Source organism: Bacteroides sp. ET489, assembly GCF_030518095.1.
GTDB lineage: Bacteria > Bacteroidota > Bacteroidia > Bacteroidales > Bacteroidaceae > Bacteroides > Bacteroides ndongoniae.
Genome location: NZ_JAULLJ010000007.1, coordinates 88,359 through 111,437, shown reverse-complemented (window position 1 = coordinate 111,437; position 23,079 = coordinate 88,359). Strand labels below are relative to the sequence as shown.

Here is a 23,079-nt window from a genome sequence, read left to right as displayed (position 1 = left end):
CGAGGGACGAGCTACAAGCTACAAAGTGCCATGCGGCAGAACTCGTAGCCCGTAACTCGTAGCTCGTAGCCTGTAACTCGTAGCTTGTAGCTCGTAGCCCGTAGCTCGTAACTAAAAAAACAAAGCGTATGAAAAAGAAACTGACCAACAAACGCCTGATAGGCTACCTCGTTGATCAAAAGCACATCGACCTGGTGACCGTAAGCAAGACCAACATCATTTGTACCGTCGGACACAAGTTCCGGCCGGACGAAGTGAAGCAGCTGCTCGAAGATACCGGGCAGCCCATGCCCCGCATGACCTCCGACAAAGAGTCCAACTACATCATCTTTCCGCGCTGGTAATGGAAGAGAACGTTTGGGAGGAAGTCATACGCGTAAACCCCGCACAGGCCGCTTTCCTGGTGCAGCCCTACCGCAACGGCTATGTCATCTACTCGCGTGCCACGGGTAAGTCGTTCATCACCGGTGCCGTGATAGACGACAACATCCGAACCATGCCACGCGGTATTACCACCCTGACGCAGGCCACCATCGGCCAGGCTCTCACAAAGACCCTGCCATCGGCCTTCAAGATGCTGGAGATGCTGGGATACCGCCAGTGGGATCCCGTGCAGAAGGTGGGCGACTACGTGGTATGCCGCCGCCCTGTCGAGGGCTGGCTGCGTCCCTACGAACACATCATGTCCTTCGAGTACGCCATTTCCTTCAGCAACGGGCACATGCTTTACATCCTGACCCAAGGCGGCAACAGCCGTGGCCCGAATGCCGACTACAACATCACCGACGAGGCCTTGACATTGGACAAAGTGAAATTCGACCAGGAAGCCGCGCCGACCAACCGTGGCAACGAACACATCTTCGGCCGAAAGTCTGCACGGCCGGTATTCAAACACCATGGCAACACCTTCCTCTCGTCCATGCCCTACACGCCCGAACAGAAGTGGCTGCTGGAACCTGCCCGCTACTACGAGGACGAACGCGGCATCCGGCTCTTCGAGGTCTGGAACAAGATTGTCCGCCTGCAGATGCAGCTCATCGACGCCCGACAGGCCGGCGACGTCGGCCTGTTCCGGGAAATCTGGAACGAAACCGTCCGCCTGCGCCAGAGCATCACTCCCTTTGTATCGCGCGACGGTACGCTGTTCATCCTGGGCTCCATCTTCGACAACATTGCCAACGTGGGCATGCAGTACATCCTGAACCAGTACAAGGTGATGGACAAACTGTCGTTCATGATCGAAATCCTGAACTATATGGTGGACAAGATAGACTCCTGCTACTACCAGCTGGACGAACGCCACATCTACTACAACGCCACCAACGACAGCTTCATACGCGACTTTGCCGAAGACACCCGTTACGACTGGCAGCAGCTGGCCAACAACGACGACAGCCGCCGCGACCTGGACTGCAGCCCCACGCAGCCCATCGAAATCACGCCCGACTGGGGCAGTGCCGCCAGCTTCCTCGAAGTGGCGCAGGAGCGCAACTACGACTTCGTCACCGGTCAGCTGACGCGCGACCCCGTGGACACCAATATCAACGAGTTCTTCGTCAAGCGTGACGAAGAAGACGATACCATGGTCAACGCCCTTATGGACAAGTTCTGCCATTACTATCGCAACCACCTCAATAAGCATGTGCACTACTATCGCGACCGCTACGGCGATGCCCGTCGTGCCAACGCCAAGAAGTCGTACAACCAGCTGGCCATCGAGCGGCTGGAGAGTCACGGCTGGACCGTGGAGCAGCACACGCACGCCGGCATGGAGCCGCCGCAGCACGACAAGTTCCTGCTGTGGGCAAGCATCCTGGCCGAGAAAGACGAGCGCTTCCCCAAGAAGCGGTTCAACGGCTCGAAGTGCAAGTACACGCTCATCTCCATGAACAATACCCGTGTCATCGAGAAGGACGGACGTTTCGAGAAGGACAAGCGCAGCGAGCGCAACCAGTCCATCCTGCCCGAAGAAGCCACACACTTCGGTGATGCGGTTGACAAACGCATCTGGACCAAGTACGGTCACATCCTCCGTCAGGGCAGCATCTTCGTAGATGCCCGCATCTGAAACATCGCAATCCTTATCGCAACACCATGTCCCGTACAGAGGACAGCGCAGCTGGCACAAGACAGGCCGAGGGGGGTACCCCGTGTATCATATTTCCTTATTTATTGCGATAGCTTTTGCGGCACGGGATAGGGCGCGGTCGGCAGAAACTTCCGTTTCTGTCCCATTCGGACGGACAGCAGGGGGTTAGAAAACAGTTAATCAGCAAATTAGTAATTTTATAACGTTTGTTAAAAATCGCGCGAAAAATCCGCACGGCACGCTTCCCCCGATGCTGTATTTCATACAGCGCTGGCAAAACTTAGCCGCACGGATTTTTCGCGTTACAAGGTAGAAAGTGACCTTTCTGAAATAGTTAGAACGTCCACGCAGGGGTCACCGCTTCGGATGATGCCGTGACCGGATATTCCACCCTGTCAATCCCCATCGTCGTACAGGCTACGCTGAATCTGTACAAAGATGGCATCGACAAGGCAGAGCGGTAAGCTCGGCGCTTCTGTCTTCCACTCGTTTTCTTCGTCCTTCACTCCTGTTTATCCATTCACCTGGCACACGGCATTCGCTTTTTGTGCTGCAAAGGTAAATGTTGACGTCACTGGCTCAAGTTCGGGCTATGGTTCTCCAAAAAATCTCCACCCTTCGGGTTGTATTCAGGCTTCCAGTTTTGGGAGAAAACTTGCTCTTGCTCCTTACAACACCTTTTGATGCAGCGTAAAAAAGGCGAAACATACCGCGCGCGACAGGCGACGGAATAAAAAAAAAAGTCGTTCAGGGAAAACGAGACACAAAAGGCTCACACCCACGGCTCAAGGTTCAAGAATAAATTCAAATTTCTAAATATTTACAATCATGTCAACAAGAAAATTTATCATTCCCGAAGATTGGAAAAAACAGTGGTCTAAATTTATGGTAACGTTCTTTGATTATTTACCTACGCACTACGAGGCAAGAAAAAGAGAGTGGGCTATCCGTCGCATGATATGGGACTTTAAGGACGGAAAGCGGAGTGTCAAGGTGGCCGAGATGGTAGCCAAGAGAATGCGGGAGCAGTTTGGGACAGGTGTTGAAAACCTGACGCTGGTATGTATTCCTGCCAGCAGCGGCGAGAAGAACGAAGCACGTTACAAGGTTTTCGCCGAAGAAGTGGCGAGGCTGACAGGCTGCAAAAATGCCTACAATGCAATCACCATTGAGGGCGGTCGCTTAGCTATACACGAGGCGAAAGGTCGCAAGGTGGTACGGGAGGCTGAAGTCATTCATTTCGATAAGGACTTCTTCAAGGGAAAGCAGTGTTTGGTGTTCGACGACGTACTGACACAAGGCCACAGTTACGCCCGATTTGCGTGCGCACTTGAAAAGATGGGAGCGGAAGTTTTGGGCGGTTATTTTCTGGGTAAAACAATTTTAGGTAACAATTAAATTTTTGAGCAATGAAGAAGACGAAGAAAAACGGAGGAATACAGCTTTCCTTGTTTGATGATTGGCGTGAAATTACAGACAATGAGTTAATATGCGAACTGACAAACAAGCCAACAGTGTCGGAGGAGTGGACGGGTGAATACCGTTTGGAACGGTTATTCAATAGCCTGACACCTCACCGTAGGCGGATAGCGATGGCAGCCGTAGAACTATACAAGAGACGCAATACAGCTCGTGACAAGAGGAAAACAATACACAACAGCAGGGATGTTTTCGACATCATGCAACCGCTTTTGTGCGACCTTGACAATGAGGAATTTTGGCTCATGCCGTTAAATCAGGCGGGGCGGGTGATAGATACCGTCCGCACCACGATGGGAGGTATCTGTAACACTCCTGTAGATATACGCTTAATCATGCGCAAGTTGGTGGAAGTGGCAGCAAGTACATTTATTGTTATTCATAATCATCCGAGTGGGAATATACAGCCTAGTACAGATGACCGGCGAATAACGGAGGCAATCCGAAGGGCAGCGGAAATTTTCCGCATTCACTTGCACGACCATGTAATAATCGGTCATAATAGCTATTATAGTTTCAGTGATGAAGGAATTTTGTAAGGTGGTGCCTGCCAAGGGCGCCCCCTTCGTTTGCTCGCACGCTCGCAAACGAAGGGGCCCCATATAGAGGTTATGGTTGATTCCCGTTCCTTCAACCACGGATGGGATTTGTGTCCTATCCTTCAGTCTCCAAGCGCCTTATTTTTGCTGAAAAAACAACATGGTACGCCTCTTTTCCAAATACCTGAGCACCTACGGCTACGAAAGCATCTCCGATTTCCTGCTTTCCGTAGCCCCTTCGTTCAAATATGGCCTGCAGGTACCCGCCATCTCGTTGAGTGCCGTGGCGGCTTTTGTCACCCAATGGCTCGGTCTAAGCCCGTTCCTGGCCGTGACCATGCTCGTAGCCATCGCGACGGAAATGCGCACCGGCATCCGGGCCAGCCGACGGCAGGGTATCCCCTTCGAATCTTTCCGCTTCTCGCGCTGCATCATCAAGCTGGGCATCTGGCTCACCATTATCTACATCGTACATGCCTTCTATAAAGAATGCCTCCTGCAGGAAGAATTCATCTATCACACCATCGGCACCTTCTTCTTCAGCGTGGTGAAGTTTTTCGTGATGACCTGGTTCTGCGTGGAGCATCTGACCAGCATTCTGGAGAACCTGGCCGTCATCGACGGGAAACCCAAGGACGAACTCATCAACAAGGTGGCCGACCTTTGGGGCGAAATGACTGAACACTTCAAGCGGAAACGTCATGACACAGACCAGTAGATACATCCTGATGGGCGCTATTGTTACGCTGGCTTTCGTGTTGGGCCGGTGCACGTCCCGCCGCTCCGTCACCGCCGTTCCGCCTGGCGTGACGCTGGAGATCACCGACACACTGGTCGATGTCATCAGCGTGCCGGTGGTCGTGAAGCACGAAGTCCCGGCACAGGTGGACACGGCTGTCATCCTGGCCGACTACTTCAGCGAGCGGCATTATCGTGATACCATCATCCAGCGGCCATACCTGCGGGTAGAACTGACAGACGTAGTCGGCCAGAACCGTCTGCTGGACCGCCAGGTGGTGGTCAACTACCAGCAGCCGGTGGTTCATGACAATGCTCTGACGCTAGGCGCCGACATGGGGCGCGGGCTCTGTGCGGTTATGGCCGGCTACCGTCGTAAGTCGTGGGAGTTCCGTGCCGGATATGATTTCATTAACCGTACGCCGGTAGTTGGCGTGCAAAAAACGTTGTGGCAATGGTAGCGGATATATTGGATAATGCGCAGTTTTTCCTCTATGATATAGAAGAACTCACTTTGAATAACGTGATAGAGCGGGTTGAAGTGGATATTTCTCTGAATAAGTTTGGGGAAATATTGAAAGAAACCTATTATCCCGACGAATCCAAACGGGTGGTCATATACGATCTGCCTGCATTGTTCTTGCCGTATTTTTCATTTACTGATATTTCAGGTATACCCGAATCTACATTCTGTTCAGCTCTGAAGGCCACGATACATGCAAAAGATAGTTCTGGTGAATTGAATCTGAATGTTACGGTCTATTACAGCAGAAAAATGGTGGGAGGGGCTGTAGGTGACAATGTCATATTGAACAGGTATAAAACAGTCGCAACTGCTTCTGGTAGGGAAGAGTTCTTTTCGTTCTATGCTACCGATGGTATACAAGTCCGATTAGGTGTGGCCTATTTGCAGAATGGCATGGCGAAATATACAGTGAAGAATTTTACTACAACAGGTATGTTGGGACCGGTATGTTTACGCGTATCTCCGAAACGTGTATCATTGTTTGCAGGAATCGTGGAAGAAAGTATTCTATATTATATTGTTACTTCAACTACTGCAGCAGGTGCTTCCGACCAAGTGAAGTACGTAATGGACCGCCGTAATTACCGTCGGCAGACCACCTTTCTGTACTATAACTGCTTCGGTCTGCCTGAAACCATCACTATGTTGGGCCTGCAGACCGAAGAACCCGAGCTGGAGAGCGAAACCGTCCGTCTGCTGCAGCGTGAGAAGCAGATTAACGTGAAGCTGACGGACAGCCGTACCGTCAATTCCGGATACATGCAGCCCGACAAGTACGACAGCCTGATGGACATGCTGGAGTCGCCCGACATCCGACTGCTGGAAGACGGACGCAACATCCCCGTCGTCATTACAGACATCGACTTCTCGCACCAGCGCATCGGCAACGAACGCATCAGCGTGTCGCTGACCTTCCGTCCGGCCATCCGTCCGAGCGGGCGGTTTGTCCGTACCAATCCGCTGAAAGGCCGGATTTTCGACCAAACGTTTGACTATACATTTGACTAAGATATGGAAACGATAAGACGAAACCTGATGTTGTCGGACATGGATATCCGTACCGACGAACGCGGCCGCCGGCGAATCTTCTCCGTGAAGTTCGTCAGCAAGGAGGGGAAACTCTACTTCATTCCCCAGGCTTATGCTTGCGGAGCGGGCCGCATGAACATGAAGGAGAACCAGCTGCGCGGCGTACAGCCCTGCGACTGCAAGGGCAACCCGGAAGGGCACCCGTACCCCGTGAACATTGACCTGATACTGGAGTATAACCGAATGAAAGTGATTTTGTGATATGGAAATATTGTACAACAAGGAGGGCATTCCTCTACTGATGCAGAGCACGTACGTCTTTGGCGAAACGTCCGGCCTGCCTGCCAACCAGGCAAATGAACGTCTGAAGATACTGATGCCGTATGATCTGAACGAGAACAGCTACATCGACATCGACGGCGTGAAGGTTCGACCCTGGGGTGCTGGTAACGACTTCCCCCAGATTGCAGAACGCGAGATAGCCGGTACCAGCGTGCTTAACACCGGACTGAAGTTCCTGCGTAACCTGACGCTGGGGCAAGGTATCTATCCCTGCCGGGTGAAAGGTTTCGACGACAATGGCAACGAACTGCTGGATCCCGTAACAGACAGCCGGGTGCAGAAGTTTGTAGCTTCCCGCCAGGTGCGCCGCTACATGGAGAAGGTTTTGCGCGACTATCTGAAATTCGGCAATGGTGCAGTGCAGTTCGTACCCTCTGCTGCCGGCAATTCATTTGCAGGCGTCAGTCCGGTAAATGCCTTGTTCCGTCGTTACTCCGAGATGGATGCCTACGGTTCCTGCCGCTGCATTGTTTCCGGCTACTGGCCGCAGCGTCCCGGAGCGGGGCAGTACAGCAAATGGGAGGTGCTGTCCGAGTTCGACCCCGAAATGCATCTCGAAGTGCTGAAATTCGCGGGAAAGATGAAGAACGGTTTCATCATGCCGGTCCGTGACAGCTGGAGTAACGATGATTTGTACGGCATGCCGATTTGGTTTCCGGCTTTTGTGTGCGGATGGACGGAGATTGCCCATCTGATACCTCACTTCCTGAAGAAAGCCTACCAGAACCAAATTACCTGGAAGTGGCACGTGCAGATACCATACAGCTACTGGGAGAAGAAGTACCCGGCCAAAGACTACACCCCAGAACAGCGGAAAGTCGAAATCAACAAATACATGGACCAGGTGGAAATGAACCTTTGCGGTCCGGACAATGCCGAAAAGCCCCTGTTCTCCATGTACGCGGTGAACGAGGCCAACGGGCGCATCGAAGAAGAGTGGAAGATTAAGCCACTGGAGAACAAGTACCAGGGCAGCGACAACCTGCCGGTGTCTGCCGCCGCCAACAGCGAAATCCTCTTCGCACTGATGGTGAACCCGAATGTGATGGGCGCCGGTATGCCGGGTGGAACCTACGCCGGGAACCAAGGTGGCAGCAACATCCGTGAAGCCTTCCTGGTGAACATCGCCAACGCCTGGATAGACCGTCAGAACATCCTCGATCCCATTGAGCTGTATATCCGCATCAACGGCATGCCCGACTGTGAACTACGCTTCCGCAACACCATCCTCGTGACCTTGGACAGCGGAAGCGGCACCAAGAAAACCCTTAGTTAATCAGTCCCTTTATCATTAACCATTAATCATTAACCGAATGATCTTCTCCGAACATAATTGGAACAAAGCCGAAGAAATCCGAGCTTTCGTCAAAGTGAATACAGCGGTCAGCTTTGCCATGATGGAGACACCGCTGAACAATGCTTTCAACCTTTTCCTCAAACCGCTGTTGGGTCCCAGCCTTTCAGCCCGGCTCGTCGAAATCTATAACAACGACACGCCCCAAAATACGGAAGAAGAACTGCTCCGTATTGCCCAGCGCGCCAATGCCAATTTGGCGTTGTGGTATGAATTCGATGCCATCAGCGTGCGAATCACCGATGCCGGTTTCCAGCGTCAGGAGTCCGAGAACGGTACGTTTAAGCCAGCCTATAAGTACCAGGAAGACAACCTGCGTCAGAGCTATAAGAACAAAGGGCTCAATGCCTTGGACGAAATGTTGGACTTCCTGTATCTGCACATATCCGATTTCCCGGAATTTGCAGATTCGAATACTTACAAGAGCCAACGATCTACTATTATCCGCTCAACAGCCGATGTAAACAATGTAGTGTTCATTAACAACAGCCGGCTGGTATTCCTCCGCCTGCAGACGCACCTCAAATTCGTTGAAACGATGTTGTTGATACCGGCTATCGGTGAAGACTTGTACAATCACCTCATCGACAGTTTGCTGAATGATCCGGTAGAAGAGATAGAGAAAAAGCACATCGAGATGCTCCGTAAGGCATGCGCAAACTATATTGTAGTCATGGCCGTGCGTCGGTTGATGATGGAGACCGGTAGCTTGACAGACCGGGGCCTTTACTTTACCACCGTCGAAGCGGGTGAGAAAGGCAACGAGAAACGACAGCCGTTATCAACAGACCGTATCGCCATCCAGATACAAAACTTGAAGGCGGACGCAGACATGTACATGGGTACCCTTCAGCGGGTCATCAGTGCTCACTTCCCCGAATTCCACGCGGGCAATCCGCAGCGGGTCTTTGACAGGGATAACGATCATAAACGAACCTTTTGGGCATGAAAACAGCAGTTCTTGAATACCGACGCCTGGGTATCCTTCGCAGAAAGGTGCGTATGATTCCTGAAACGTGGACGGAACTGACACCCGAACAGTTTGTTTTGGTGGCTGAACTCTATCTGCAACGCATCAAATCGCAGCAGTTCCTTGCCGCTTTCTTTCGTCTGCCGGTACAACGCCTTGATGAATACCAACTATACAACCTGACGAAACTCACAGAGTTCATCAGCGATTGCCGGACCCATCTTGACCATTTTATACTGCCAGAACTGGAGCATCTGCAGGCACCAGGTGTCCGGCTGAAGGGCATGACGTTCGAACATTTCATGCAGGTTGATACCGCATTCAATCGCTATGCACGAGCGGAGAAGCCCGAACTGCTAGACCGTTTCATAGCCTTGCTCTATCTGCGCAAGGGTGAGACTATTGTCCTACCGCCCAGCCACCGAAAAGGTGTATTTTCGCATACGAAGGTGCTGAATCTGAAGCGAAGAATACAGGAAGTGGCCTACATCGATATGACAAAGAAATATGCCGTTTTCCTGAACTACGTGTTCATCAAGCGATGGCTGTCCCGTTCGTTTCCTTGGCTGTTCCCGCTTTCGGACAAAGAGCCAGGTCTGGGTGATCAGAAGAAGAAACCTGTCGCTCCGTTGGTCAACTGGCTCGACATCTTCGATGCATTCGTTGGCGACAATGTGGCACAGATGGACAAGTTCCAGCAGATGCCGGCAACTACAGCCTTCAGACTACTGAATAAAAAAATACGTGATGCCCAAACCAAGAAGAAATGAACTTTATAGAATACATAGAGAATCTGGCTGAAAGGCACGTGGATATCCGTGACAAGGTGGACGGACATACACATTTCCTGTCATCCGAGCTGGCAAAGCATACGTCCATCGACAGTGTGCTTCACTATCCGGCAGTCCTTGTGGACCGTGGCAGTGGTTTCGATTATGGAGGTTCTCCTGGTCAGTACACCAAGGTTCGCGAATACCTGTTATTCATTGTTGAACATGTTTCCGATACCTCGGATTACGAAGAGATAGATCATGTCCTGGTGCATTGCGAAGCCATCCTTGACAGCTTCCTCAACCAGCTTATTGAAGACCGCAAGTCTCGGAAAATCCGTTTATCCTTCTCTCTGGAACAGGTAGAGGTAGAATATATCGCCAACCATGACAACTCTCAGTATGGAGTGATGGCTTCCGTACTGATCAATGAACCCTACAAACCAATCAACTGCAAAGAACTATTTACCTAAACACTACGATTATGGCAAAAACATACGAAGAATTGCTGGCAGGCGCCACACAGATTAAGAACAATGAACTTCCGGAGAGCAATACACATTCACTCGTCGGTGGGCAGTTGGTGGATATGGTAGAGAAGCAGAAGGAAGACAGTGAACGGATAGATAATGTCTCTAAATCTCACAAGGGATATTTTCAAACACTTGAACAACTGAAGGCTAAATATCCAACACCCAAAGAAGGAGAAACAGCTTGGGTAGGTGAACCATATCCGGGTAATGTGTATGATGTAGTTGATGGTGCTTGGCACGACACTGGTGTCCCGGCAAATGAAGGTGGTGGGAGTGGTACGTCGAATTACAACGATCTAGAAAATAAGCCAAGTATAGGCAATGTTTCACTTGAGGGAAACAAAACTCTGGATGATCTTGGTATTCCTTCCAAGCAGGAAGTTGAAGGAAAACAAGACGCTATTAGCCAAGTCAATGTGACTGTGGATGATGCAGTTGGAACACCTTCTGGTAGCGCGTCCGTGTCAGGTTCAACGCTGATCATATATTTGAAAAACATAAAAGGAAAACAGGGTGAAACTGGTCCAGCAAACACAATTACGATTGGCACAGTTAATAGTACTGATGAAGCGTCTGCTATAATTAGAGGAGATGCACCTAACCAATTTCTTGACCTTAATTTGCCAAGAGGACCGCAAGGTAATAGTGGTGTAACCGGTAACACTGAAGATTTAGTTGTCGTAAATGACCTGAATGGTGGCGAATCAGAAGTAGGAGCTGTTAAGGTTCTTGCTGCTGAGCAAGGTAAGGTGCTGGATGAGAAAATAAAAAGTATAAACACAACTAATATTGATTCATACAATATATTAGGCATTACTGGATTTGGCGAAGACGCCGCAAGAGGTGGCATCACAAAAGAGGGTGATATATTCTATAACACATCGACAAAATTGTTAAGGAGATGCGATTCTTATACCAATCCATACACAGGTACATTTTCAACAGTTCCATTTGACGGAATAACCTTATATTATAATTATTCGAACAATTCAATATATAGGTATGAAAATGGAGAAATGCTCTATGTTCTAAACAGTACATTAGATGTAGTTAAATACAGTGTATTACACCTGGAAAACATAGGAAAAGGATGGTCAAATAATAGAATAGTAAGACTGGGAGAAGTTTACTATAATACAGAAGAGAAGGCTTTGAAAATGGCCGTAGAAAAAAATATGTATGGCGAAATATCTTTGTCGGTTAAAATTCCGTTAAGATATGATGCTGTGTATTATTATAATGGAATTGGCTATAAATGGAATGGTAATGATTTGGTAAGTGTTAATAATTACGAACAATTCGATATTGAAGATGTAATAACAATGCAGGGTGGACAGATTTCAGAAAGTACTGGAAGACCACTTGGAGCTATAACAATAGATGATGCTTTTTTAAATTATTTTAATCAACCGAATTTTTTGGTGGTTCAAAATAGGGATGAAATTGTCAATGTATTGTTAGCTGACGTTGAATTGGTAGGATTCGGAACTCTTGGCACAGGTTTAGTGACAAAAGTAGGGGATATATACTATAACACTGACACAAAATTATTACGAATGTGTACAGTATTTGGCCAACAAGAACAATACGAAACAGTTCCATACGTTGATGGATATGCTTATTACAATAAGCAAGATGGTAAATATTACGAATATAATGGGGAAGAATTAGTTGAAAAAGAATTTGAACTTGAGTCTTTAAATGTACATTGCTATTCAAATCCTACTACCTACCTTGGCAAGACTTCTTCAGAAGATTTATTTAAATTAAAGGAAGGTACCAACCTTGTGAAATTTGAAATCTTTAAAACCATAAATTATACAAAAAACAGAGCATTAAAAGTACGTCTGAAATACCATGCAAATCATTTAGAATTTATTAAAAACGATATCATTGAAAAACCGACGGAAAAATACATATCTTACGAAATTGAATTGCCAACAATAACTGATGAAGTAAGCGAAGATTTATCATATCATGGAAATAATTCTGAAAGAGTATATAATAACGGATTTTTAATTTTGCCTCCAAATTATACAGTTAGTGGAGAGCCAGTACCACTCGTAATATTCTGTCACGGAACTGAAGGATATACATTTGGAGAACAATCTATCATAAGTTATGGAGAATATTTGAGATTCATAGCTTATAATGGATATGCTGTAGCAGATTGTAGCGCTGTTTCAAGCAAGTATAAAAATGAATATGATGGCAATGGGCCAACACCATTAGGTATTTCTTGCTACACTTCATTGTATAAGTATATAGCTAATAATTACAACATTAAAACAGACGGAGTGTATGTTTTTGGTAAAAGTAGTGGCGGTATTTTAACAATATTATTATCTCAATTACAGCCTTTCCATGTCAAGGTTGCCGCTGGGCTTGCACCAACAACGGATATATTTGCCAACATGAAGATTTGTTTAGCGAGGAGCACTAATTTTTGGGTCAAGCAATTAGGATTGAACAGAGAGTTTAGCGATTATATATCATCCAGCGAAGATAAACAATACATATTAGACAATGTTGATAAATTTGTCGGGTACAATCCTTTGTGGCTGAATACAGTTGGACTTGAGCATAAAAACACAGCTTCCGAAATAATAAATACCTCGCTTACAACAGAAGCTCTTGAAGGTAATGAATTACTCGTCAACAGCATAAATGAGGCACATAAAACAACATTTTGTCCGCTGAAAATATGGCATGCAATAGATGATGTGAATGTACCGATAGCAACATCGAGATTTTATCAGAATATGGTAAAAAAAGCAGGAGGAATATGTTACATAAGAGAATTTCCAGCTAATTGTGGGCAACATCATGCTGTAGATAATGCTGTTAATGCGCCAAAGGTGAAATATAAAACTAAATATTATACAGAGATTGAGATACCAGTAGCGTATGCCGAATTAGTAGATTGGTTTAATGGATGGTAAAATGTAAACACTTAAAAACATCACGATGTACAGGTAATCGTCATAAAATTATGAAAAGATTTATATTTTTATTTGTTGCACTTATGATGTGCGTAGTTACCTTGTTTACCCAAACAGGAGAAGAATGTACGGGATTTATAGAAGATTTTAAGTTAAAACACTTGTGACATTAAATTGCGATGACATAGGGATGAAATTTAGATCTAGGAAATAAACCGAGCAAGTGTATTTGCAAATATTGATACTAATGTGGACTGTCGATCATCGGATTGTATGGACTATCGTTGGATAATAGTAACATAAATGATAGTGGCTACATCATTCTCTGCACCATCTGGAATAACAGAGATTCGCCTCCCGGCGTCCCCCTGTTTTAGTTAACCCTAATATTAATATTGAAAAACATTAATATGCTAAGGCAAATATAATCAAACTTATTTTAACTATGATAAAAATCATTCTATTTCTTAACGAAGGAGATCGGCCGAAGCGACTGATGTGTGGTACAGTCCTTTTTTCTTTGGTGACAATTGTTGCACTTGTCGTATTTGCATTTTTCATCGAACCGGCACTGCTGGCTGCTTGTCTGACTGCGTTTTCCATCTGCCTGTTGCTCACGACAGTTTCAGCGAAAACTTGGTACCCAGACTGGAGCAAGGCGGCTGATTTCTTACTCATACCTGTAGTTATCACACTATTTTATTCAATCTGTTATCTCATTTTCTAATATGGCAAAAGCAGAAATCCTTTTTCAGATCATCCGCAAATGGGAAGGCGGCTGGAGTGACCACGAGGCCGACCGCGGCGGAAAAACTAACATGGGTATTACACTTACTACCTGGCGTAGCTGCGGTTACGATAAAGACGGCGACGGAGATATCGATGCTGACGATCTCCGTCTGATCACTCCCGACGATGTATTCCAGGTGTTCAAGCAACATTATTGGGACCGATATCAGGCAGACTATATTCACAACCAGTCCATTGCTAATATTTGTGTTGATTGGTTGTGGGCATCTGGTGTTCATGGTATCAAGCGAGTACAGCGTTTGCTACAGATTAAGGAGGATGGTATCGTAGGACCGCAGACGGTTGCCAGCATCAACCTGGCGAACCAACGTCAATTGTTCGAGGCCATCAAAGATGATCGCATTCGCTTCATTGACGAGATTTGTGCACGCGACCCCTCGCAACAGGTGTTCCGCAAAGGATGGCTGAACCGTATCAACGATTTCAAATTTCACTCTTGACCAATTTCGTGAACTCACGAAAATGATGTCCTTTTTCCATTTCCATCAGGCCGTTAGCTTTGCGAAAAGTTAACGGCATTTTTTTATGGCAGAAGAAAACAAAAGCAAGTTGGTCAGTGCCCCGGAATTTCGGAAGAATGTAGAAGGGTGGATGGACTCGATCATCAGTCTGTCTCGCAGCATTCTGTCTTACAGAACCAAAGGAACCGATGAACTGAACAGGAGTCTGGAGAAAAAGACTCGATATGCAGAAGGCGGAACGGAGGATGAAATTAACCGTATAGCATTCAAGTTCAAGCAGTACGGCGTATTTGTGCACTATGGCGTTGGACGTGGTTATACTCGTATCAATGGAGTAGTGGTAAGGGGCTACAATCTGTATAATCGAAAAAAGAGGACCTGGAGAAGTGCAGATATACGGCAGGCTTTGATCAAAAAAGGATATTCTAATAAAGAAATACAAGGTTATAAGATTCCATTTATAAATGGGTCGTTTACTGTTTTACGAAAACCTGTTGACTTTATAGACGGGGTCATCAATCAGCACATTACTGAATTGGCCGATATATCCGGTGAATATTACGGAGATAAGGCTTTCAAGAAAATACTGGAGACATTTAACAAACTAAAGATTCAGAAACATGGCTAAGAGTAAATCTGAAAAGAGAGGTGTCTATCTGTACATTGATGGTCAGGAGATAATCAACAACGTGAATCATATTGAGAAGGAATGCCGACAATTGACTCAACAGCTCAATTCAATGACCATCGGATCCGAAGAATACAACCGACAGATGCAGAAGATTCAGCATCTGAAGGGCATCTTGCGCGAACACCGCAACGAAATCCGTGGCGTTACCGAAGATACGAAGAAATCTACTATCAGCGTAGGCAAATTGGTGGATGGGTTCAACCGCTTTGGTGGGATTATTGTTACCGTCATAGGATTCCTGACGGGCGTAACCCTTGCCCTGCGTTCCTTCCGCGACGAGCGTAACAAGCTGGAGGAGTCGCAGGCCGGATTGAAGGCACTGACGGGGCTGGATGACGATAGCATCACCTGGCTTACCCGTCAGGCCAAGCAGCTTTCCACTACGATGACCAAAGAGGGGCTGCGTGTACGACAGTCGGCATCTGAGATTCTCGACGCCTACATGCTGGTAGGCTCCGCCAAACCCGAATTGCTGGGTAACAAAGAGGCACTGGCCGCCGTCACCGAAGAAGCCATGCGCTTACAGGCGGCAGCCAAGGATATCAAGCTCAGCGAGGCGGTGGATGCCCTGACGCTATCCCTCAACCAGTATGGCGCGGCGGCCGACCAGGCGGGACGCTTCGCCAACGTACTGGCCGCCGGATCCAAAGAAGGTGCAGCCAACATCGCCAGCCAGGCACGTACCATCCGTAATGCCGGTGTGGCCGCCGCCAGCGCCAACGTCAGCATCGAGCAGACGGTGGGGCTTATCGAAACGTTGGCCGAGAAGGGCATCAAGGACGAAGTGGCGGGTACCGGTCTGAAGAAGTTCTTCCTGGTGCTGCAGACGGGTGCCGACGACGTCAATCCGAAAATCGTGGGCCTGAACCAGGCACTGGATAACTTGGCCGCCAAGAACATGGGCGCGAAAGCCATCAAGGACATGTTCGGCGAAGAGGGCTACAACGTGGCTAGTGTCATCATGCAGAACATCGACAAGGTGAAGCAGTACACAGCCGCCGTCACCGACACCAACATCGCCTACGAGCAGGCCGCCATCAACAGCAATACCGCTGCTGCTGCCCTTGATCAGGCCCGTAACAAGATGAAGTTGGCCGCCATCGAGCTGGGCGAGAAGCTGAATCCGGCGTTCACGGTCAGCACGAATCTGGCGACGAATCTACTGAAGGTGCTACCTGACCTGATAGACTGGCTGCAGAAGTACGCGATGACTTTCGTTACCATGCTGGCCCCCGTAGTAGCATACACCGCCGCCACAAAGGCAGCGACCCTGTGGCAAACCAGACTGAAGGATGCAAAACTGCTCGATGTCGCCGCATCGAAGCTGCAAAACATGTGGAACAAGACGCTACGAAACTCCACCCTGTTGCTGGCTGCCGCCAAAAACCTGCTGACCGGACGCATTACGACCGCCACAAAGGCGTGGAGACTTTTCAGTACTGCAATCAAGGCCAACCCCGTCGGATTGTTTGTTTCGCTCATCACAGCCGCCGCTGGAGCAGTATATCTCTTAGCCACCCGTAGCAGTGAGTCCACCAAGAACCTGAAGGAAATGTACGGCGAAATGACCAACGAACAGGTAGCCTTGGACGGGTTGTTTTCCGCCCTGAAGAGAACCACCGAAGGATCGCAGGATAGGCGCGACATCATCCAGCAGATTAACGACAAATATGGGACTTATCTGCCCAATCTGCTGACCGAGAAGAGCAGCCTGGACGATATCAACGATGCCTATAAGCGCATTAACGATACCATCGTGTCGCAGATTGCCCTGAAGTACAAGAACGAGGAAATCGGCAAGATTACCGCCGAAGCCGCCAAAACACAGGTAGATGCCGTCGAAGAGATGCGCACCGACTTGGTGAAGAGCTTGGGCAGCAACGAGCTTGCCATGATGGCCATCAATGATGTGAAGCAGATTACGAACGAATTCTATTCAGCAGGCATGAAGTGGCAGGATGCCTTCGGTCAGGCATGGCATACCATCAAAGCCAAATATCTTGGAGGCAACTCCATCGCCAACGGATTCAGCAGCGACATGGAGGACTTCATTCGTAGTGTATATAATATGAATAGCGAATTGTCAAAGGTAGAAAGCAAGTTCGCCAGCTGGATGCCGGTGCAGAAGAAAAACAAGCTGCCCGAAGTGACCGTAACAGCAACCCGTATTAATACCAGTACCGTCAATGGAAGCGACACCGACCCCGACAAGTTCGCCGCCGCCGAAGCCGCCTATTACCGTCGCATTGCCGCCATCAAGAAGAAATACCTGGACGACGACAAGATGACGCAAACCGAATACAACCGACAGATGCAGGACGCGGAACTGGCCCTGCTGAACGACAAACTACGTGTGGCCGGACTGGAACCGAAAGAACGCCAGCAGATAGCAGACCAGATTCTCGACACACAAATAAAGTTGCGCGATGATCTTCACAAGCAGGAAGAGAAGGAAGCCGAGGAGAACTCGAAGCAAACGTCCACACGCCTGCAAAAGCAGTACCAGCTTGCCGTGGAATCGGCTACTATGCAACACTATCAGCTACGTACTAGCGAAGAAGACTTTTACGAAGAACTACGCCGCTTGCAGGACGAATACTTCCGGCAGGTGCTGGATGATACTACCGTCAGCGAGGAGGAGAAGAACAAAATTCGCGAAGAGATGCGGAAGCGCGATCTGAAGGATGCCAAGGATGAAATGGAGCAAGAGACCAACGAGCGGCGTAAACAGTACGAGAAGCAGAAACGGATGGCCGACATGTACGTTAATATCGTATCATCAGCCGGCCAGGATCTGGGCGATGCCTTGAGTGATTTGCTGAAATCCCAGGACGATGCCATGAAGAACATGTGGAAGCAGCTGCTGCTGACTGCCGTCAATGCCATCGAGCAATACATCCGGCTGACCTACATCAAGGTTTTAGCCGACTCTATCATTCGCCTTAAATTCGTAAAGGCACTGGGGGCATTGGCCAAGATTGCCGCCATCGAAACAGCTTTCGCCGCCGTCAAGGGAGCCATCGGCAACTTCTACACCGGCGGCTTCACCCCATCAGGCGACTGGGATCAGCCTCAGGGCCTGGTGCACAGCAATGAATTTGTGGCCAACCGATTTGCCGTGGCCAACCCACACCTGCGCCCCATCTTCGACGTGATCGACGTGGCACAACGTAGCGGCAATGTGGCCAACCTGACGGCTGATGACATTGCAGCCGTGGCCAGCGGGAGCAGAGCGTCGGCAGCACCGTCGGCACCCATGTCTTTCAGAGACGGCAATACGGCAACTGCCAACGACCCCGCACTGGCGGCCATGCTGGCCGAGTGCACTCGGACGCTACGGCGGTTGAAGCAGCGGCTGGACGAACCAATCACTGCCGAGACCTACCTGACCGGCAAGGGCGGCATCAATGAGGCACAGAAGGAATATACAAAAATACAGAACAATAAATCAAGACACCGCAACCATGACTGAACTCTACATCAATAACCGACTGGCGTGGCTGCCGGCCGACTTCAGCATCGCACTGACCTGCGAGAACCCGTACTTCACCAGCAGCTCCGCCTACTCGCTGGACATCGACCTGCCGATGCCCGAGAACAGTGGCATCTTCGGAAATATTCACCGTCTCGATGTCGGCAAACAGAAGACTATTTTTCCAGCCCGGCTGTTGTCCGGAGCACGGACGCTGCTGAACGGTAGTGCAGTCCTGCTCTCCATCAGCGACGAGGTGGCCAAGGTGCAGCTCGTATCGGGCAATGCCGAACTGAACATCCTGACCAACGAAGACATCTACATCGACGAGTTGGATCTGGGCACAGTGGACGATCCCGATTCTTACCACGACCGTACCTGGAAGCCCGGTTCCGACAAGTCGAAATACTTCGGTTCGGTGGACGAGGTCGATGTCGTATGGTTGCCGGTTGTTTACAACGACGGATCGGACAAGGTGCAGAACTATAATATGTACGAATTCGGTACCGACAAATTCGCCCTGGTACCCGTATATGGGCAACGCTGTGTGCAGCCCTATCTGCTGGTTGTCATCCGCAAGGTGGTGCAGGCATTCGGCTACGTACTCGACGAGAGCTTTTTCGATGGCAACTTCCTGCGCAATGTCTATGTGTGCAACTCCGTCAGCACACGCAAGATAGCACAGGCCCTTCCGCACTGGACGATATCGGAATTTTTCGACGAACTGGAACGCTTCCTGATGGTGGTCACCGTGGTCGATGAAATCACCAAGACCGTACGCCTGGTTCCGTTGAACGCCTATTTTCGCGACGACGACATGACGGTTATCCCTGCATCGAAGCTGCTCGATGAGTTCGAAACCGAGATAGAGGAGGAGATTGGCGACAAGAACCTGACCGACGGCAATGTGGGTTACGACCTTCCTTCGCACAGCGACAACGGATACTTGAAAATGGATCGGGTGATATTCGAACGTGCCGTGAAACGCTACTTCGACAGTTACGACCAGTTCAGCCAGGCGTGGACTTCGATGGATGCCGACGAACGCAAAACAGTGATGTTCTGTGCGGGCGAACGCTATTACATCAACTACCGCAACGACTCGGGCACCGATTCTTTGCTCGAAGTGAATCTGTACGACGACTTGGTGCGCAATGCCGACGACACCGGCACCGATACGACGTTGCGAATTGTCCCGGCACAGATGGTGTGGTACAACATCGGCCTGTGGTCGTCGCCTTACGATTACGGTTTTGTGGCTCCTTTTGCTCCGCTCAATGTCTATCTGCCTAAGGTTGGCTATCATGTCACGGTGGTCAACGATGAACAGTTCGACATCCAGCAGGCTATTGAGGGCGAAGTAGAACTGCCCGAAAAGCAAGAGAAGAACACGACGATGGAGGTGGCCTTCAGCACCGGCGAGTGGGTCACCATGAACGTCACCTATCAGGGTCAGACGTACCCTTGGCAGTACGCACTTCCTTTCACCGACTACAACCTGAAGCCCGGCAATCAGACCACCGACTTTCGTCCTTATTCGCTGAGTCTGCACGATGTTTGCCCCGACAGCCTTGGTAGGCGCCTTGCCGAACTGAAAATATTCCGCTCCAACATACCGTTCACCATCAGCTTTCTTTCCGACCGCCTGCCGGACGTGAACAAGGTGTTCCTCATTGCCAACAAGAAGTACCTTTGCGAAAAGATCGAGGCCAGCGTTACTCCCGATGGACTGGACAAGGTGATGAAGGGGACGTTCTATCGGATAGAATAAAAAAATCCCGCCGTTTGTTCTCGGCGGGATTATCCATTTTATTGCACATTTTGGGGTTATACAAATTTGATTTCGCCTATCTCATTTGCAAACGCATGCAGAGATTGCTCAATCTTTTCCACAGTGGTTTTAGAGGGTTTTCTTCTTCCGGTGACATAGTGACTCAACTGCCCTTGATTGACGCCAGTAATACGCGCCAACCCCGCCAATGTAAAAGCGTAGGCATAATAATTAAGAAAAGACGCTACGTCATAGGTGAAATTAAACTCTACATCAGGAAACTCTTTTCCATTTTTGTGATACACTTCTTTCATTTCGTCAACGGCAGCCAAGAAATCTTTTTTTGTTTCTTCAACGCTCTTTCCTTCTCCGATACAACCGAATTCGCAGTTGTTGTCAGCAATGAAGGCTGAATAGGTGCCGTCAACCCCTCGTTCAATAAGAACATTGATTTTTCTTCTTTCCATAATTCGTGTGTCAATTTGACTTGATAATTGATTTATCAAGAGTATAATATAATAAATAAAATAAAAAAATATGATGTGATGAGAGGTGGGGATTAATCAATCCCCGCATCCCTCTTGATACTTTTCAAAGTACCAGGCTTCACCTCCTCTGATTTGTGATGGCTTGTCTGAAAATACTTTCCTGTTTTCGGACTAAACCATGTCGGATGCCTGCCCCCGTCATCCACCAGTTTACAACCAGCTTTCTTTAATTGCCTTTCAAGCTCATTGTACTTCACTCCGGCCTCCTTCCTTTTTAATCGTTTTAAAAATAATTATGTGACACTCAATTTTCACGATGCAAAGATACGAATATTAATATCATTTACAAGCGTTTTGATATTAATTTTCATATCATTTATCTTTGGTATGCGTTTTCCCGACAGATTTTTTTATCTTTGCCATTGCCCAAAACAAACCTGTATTGTCGGTTCCTTATGTCGTGTAACCCGTAGTCAATCGGGTTCCGGGTGGTTCCGGTGGGCGCACGGCATAAGGAACTGGCCGTTTTTATTATATGGAACTGAAAGACTTTATCAAAGAAACAATCTCGCAGATAGCAGAATCTGTGAATGAGTTGAATGAACTGATGACGAGCAAACTTCTACTTGTTTGCATACTTCCGTTGCTTTTAACGTCATGCCAAGCTGAAATTGAACCATCTGCAGCCAACTCTGCATCTGCTATTATTGCAGTGATAGGAGAATATTTATTGGCAATCATTGTTTTCTTATTCTGTGGGATTGTTCATCTCATGAGGATTGGTGGTGCTTTCATATCAACAATGGCTTTATTTCTGATGTATAATGGAAAAAATCTGTGGAATTTAAATTCTGTACTAATTTTCTTTATAGGTATAGCTTTGATTGCATGTTCGTTATTTATCAAAATAAGACCTTATACCCCACAGGTTCTTATTGCTAAAGATATTAGCAAACATAAGTATAAGAGTAATAATAGTAACAAGAAAAATAATAAAAAAAGTATTGTTTATGAAATTGTAATTGGCGTTACGATCGCAGTATTATCAGGTTTTATTCTCTCAATATTAGGTATTAATTAATAAGATTTTATAAGTATTCATAATCCGAAAATTTGCCATAAATTACTGAATATGAAACGAGTTTTATTATTAATGACGATGCTACTATCGCTTATAGGGGTAGGTGCGCAAACATCACAGAACGGTTCCCAAGCATCCCAAAAGAAAATGGGATTATTTGATTTTTTTAGAAATCCAACTAAATCAGAACCACACATTGCAAAAGATATGATAGACGGATTTAATAACAGGTTTCTGATTGGTGGTCCGAGAGATATTGATGCAAATGGAATCGATAATAACGGTATTAAAGGTAAGGTTTGTATGCAAGCTCTCGCAACAGTTTCTGATACAGTGTACTCTTTATCTTTTTATCTTATTCGTAGTGGTAGAGGATTGGATGTTCGTAAGGGAGCTCCACTACTGATTAAATTCAAAAGCGGGAAGGTGTTAAGCCTAAAATCGGATAATTTTAGAGAAGACATGATAGGTGATACATACACTATGAGTGGTGTTGTATCAACAGCATATTCCATTGTCCCAACTTATTCCATCACTGAAGAAGAAATGGAATATTTCAAGGGCGGCATAGAGAAAATGAGGTTGGAAGTAAGCTCCGATATATGCGACTTCAACTTAAAGACAGATAACATAAGTTCGTTCTTGTATGCTGAATATGGTATGCTTAAAATGGCTGTCAATAAAAAACGCTCTTTCTATGATGGATATACGGAAAACGTACCAGATGAATTGAAAAAGGGTAGTGAGGCCACCATAGATGGAATAAAATGTATCGTAGTCCTGTTCCATCCGACAGGTATAATTATTACTACTGAATCCAAATTAAGTCCCAAACAAGTAAAAGAATTAATTAAAGCATTTGACATTCAAAAGAAAGTGGTGCAGATTTATCTGAACGGAAATTCTGAAATGGCTTATGCTGGAGTGACGGATAATGGGTATCATATAGATTACGAAACAAATACATTTACCAAATTGTCAGATATTAAATGAT

22 protein-coding genes are annotated in these 23,079 nt (G+C 47.6%); 20 read left to right on the top strand and 2 right to left on the bottom strand.

What is annotated here, in order from left to right; genetic code table 11:
- Positions 1-128: 128 nt before the first annotated feature.
- From Q3C19_RS05930 to Q3C19_RS05845, 18 genes are all read left to right on the top strand, one after another.
- Positions 129-344, top strand: a complete 216-nt coding sequence (locus Q3C19_RS05930; protein ID WP_302727875.1) for a hypothetical protein — start codon at positions 129-131, stop codon at positions 342-344.
- Positions 344-2,068: a hypothetical protein gene (locus Q3C19_RS05925; protein WP_276864308.1), complete on the top strand. Its 1,725-nt coding sequence runs from the start codon at positions 344-346 to the stop codon at positions 2,066-2,068. The genes Q3C19_RS05930 and Q3C19_RS05925 overlap by 1 nt, the downstream gene beginning before the upstream one ends.
- 849 nt (positions 2,069-2,917) lie before the next feature.
- Positions 2,918-3,487, top strand: coding sequence for a phosphoribosyltransferase (locus Q3C19_RS05920; protein ID WP_302727873.1), 570 nt, complete (start codon positions 2,918-2,920; stop codon positions 3,485-3,487).
- 11 nt (positions 3,488-3,498) lie between these two features.
- Positions 3,499-4,107: a RadC family protein gene (locus Q3C19_RS05915; RefSeq protein WP_302727871.1), complete on the top strand. Its 609-nt coding sequence runs from the start codon at positions 3,499-3,501 to the stop codon at positions 4,105-4,107.
- Positions 4,108-4,267: 160 nt separating this feature from the next.
- The gene (locus Q3C19_RS05910) at positions 4,268-4,825 is read left to right on the top strand and encodes a phage holin family protein (RefSeq protein WP_302727869.1); all 558 of its coding nucleotides are present in this window, start codon (positions 4,268-4,270) and stop codon (positions 4,823-4,825) included.
- Positions 4,826-4,967: 142 nt separating this feature from the next.
- Positions 4,968-5,306, top strand: coding sequence for a hypothetical protein (locus tag Q3C19_RS05905; RefSeq protein ID WP_302727867.1), 339 nt, complete (start codon positions 4,968-4,970; stop codon positions 5,304-5,306).
- Complete coding sequence (locus Q3C19_RS05900) at positions 5,300-6,379, top strand: hypothetical protein (RefSeq protein ID WP_302727865.1); 1,080 nt, start codon at positions 5,300-5,302, stop codon at positions 6,377-6,379. Before Q3C19_RS05905 ends, Q3C19_RS05900 begins: the two co-directional genes overlap by 7 nt.
- A 3-nt stretch (positions 6,380-6,382) precedes the next feature.
- On the top strand, positions 6,383-6,661 hold the full coding sequence (locus Q3C19_RS05895) for a hypothetical protein (RefSeq protein WP_276864317.1): 279 nt from the start codon (positions 6,383-6,385) through the stop codon (positions 6,659-6,661).
- A gap of 1 nt (position 6,662) precedes the next feature.
- Positions 6,663-8,018, top strand: coding sequence for a hypothetical protein (locus tag Q3C19_RS05890; protein ID WP_302727861.1), 1,356 nt, complete (start codon positions 6,663-6,665; stop codon positions 8,016-8,018).
- Between the two features lie 37 nt (positions 8,019-8,055).
- A complete protein-coding gene (locus Q3C19_RS05885) occupies positions 8,056-9,045 on the top strand; it encodes a DUF6712 family protein (RefSeq protein ID WP_302727859.1) in 990 nt (329 codons plus the stop codon).
- The gene (locus Q3C19_RS05880; RefSeq protein WP_302727857.1) at positions 9,042-9,836 is read left to right on the top strand and encodes a hypothetical protein; all 795 of its coding nucleotides are present in this window, start codon (positions 9,042-9,044) and stop codon (positions 9,834-9,836) included. Before Q3C19_RS05885 ends, Q3C19_RS05880 begins: the two co-directional genes overlap by 4 nt.
- Positions 9,833-10,309, top strand: a complete 477-nt coding sequence (locus Q3C19_RS05875) for a hypothetical protein (protein WP_302727855.1) — start codon at positions 9,833-9,835, stop codon at positions 10,307-10,309. Before Q3C19_RS05880 ends, Q3C19_RS05875 begins: the two co-directional genes overlap by 4 nt.
- Positions 10,310-10,320: 11 nt before the next feature.
- On the top strand, positions 10,321-13,311 hold the full coding sequence (locus tag Q3C19_RS05870; RefSeq protein WP_302727853.1) for a S9 family peptidase: 2,991 nt from the start codon (positions 10,321-10,323) through the stop codon (positions 13,309-13,311).
- A 445-nt stretch (positions 13,312-13,756) separates the two neighbouring features.
- Positions 13,757-14,038, top strand: a complete 282-nt coding sequence (locus Q3C19_RS05865; protein ID WP_302727851.1) for a hypothetical protein — start codon at positions 13,757-13,759, stop codon at positions 14,036-14,038.
- 1 nt (position 14,039) lies between these two features.
- Positions 14,040-14,561: a glycoside hydrolase family 108 protein gene (locus tag Q3C19_RS05860; protein WP_302727849.1), complete on the top strand. Its 522-nt coding sequence runs from the start codon at positions 14,040-14,042 to the stop codon at positions 14,559-14,561.
- Between the two features lie 85 nt (positions 14,562-14,646).
- Positions 14,647-15,210, top strand: a complete 564-nt coding sequence (locus tag Q3C19_RS05855) for a hypothetical protein (RefSeq protein WP_302727847.1) — start codon at positions 14,647-14,649, stop codon at positions 15,208-15,210.
- Positions 15,203-18,745, top strand: a complete 3,543-nt coding sequence (locus Q3C19_RS05850; RefSeq protein ID WP_302727845.1) for a phage tail tape measure protein — start codon at positions 15,203-15,205, stop codon at positions 18,743-18,745. Before Q3C19_RS05855 ends, Q3C19_RS05850 begins: the two co-directional genes overlap by 8 nt.
- Entirely contained in the window at positions 18,738-20,516 is a 1,779-nt protein-coding gene (locus tag Q3C19_RS05845; protein ID WP_302727843.1) for a hypothetical protein, read from the top strand. Before Q3C19_RS05850 ends, Q3C19_RS05845 begins: the two co-directional genes overlap by 8 nt.
- 56 nt (positions 20,517-20,572) lie before the next feature.
- Here the strand turns inward: Q3C19_RS05845 and Q3C19_RS05840 are convergent, their stop codons facing one another.
- Both Q3C19_RS05840 and Q3C19_RS05835 read right to left on the bottom strand, forming a co-directional pair.
- A complete protein-coding gene (locus tag Q3C19_RS05840) occupies positions 20,573-20,983 on the bottom strand; it encodes a type II toxin-antitoxin system HicB family antitoxin (RefSeq protein WP_302727841.1) in 411 nt (136 codons plus the stop codon).
- Between the two features lie 92 nt (positions 20,984-21,075).
- Positions 21,076-21,261 carry a type II toxin-antitoxin system HicA family toxin gene (locus tag Q3C19_RS05835; protein WP_302727839.1) on the bottom strand — a complete coding sequence of 62 codons (186 nt, stop codon included), beginning with the start codon at positions 21,259-21,261 and terminating at the stop codon, positions 21,076-21,078.
- 278 nt (positions 21,262-21,539) lie between these two features.
- Between Q3C19_RS05835 and Q3C19_RS05830 the strand changes: the two genes are divergently transcribed.
- Positions 21,540-22,085 carry a hypothetical protein gene (locus tag Q3C19_RS05830; protein WP_302727837.1) on the top strand — a complete coding sequence of 182 codons (546 nt, stop codon included), beginning with the start codon at positions 21,540-21,542 and terminating at the stop codon, positions 22,083-22,085.
- A 51-nt stretch (positions 22,086-22,136) separates the two neighbouring features.
- Positions 22,137-23,078 (top strand): hypothetical protein, encoded by a 942-nt coding sequence (locus Q3C19_RS05825; RefSeq protein WP_302727835.1) that lies wholly within the window; start codon positions 22,137-22,139, stop codon positions 23,076-23,078.
- Position 23,079: the final 1 nt, after the last annotated feature.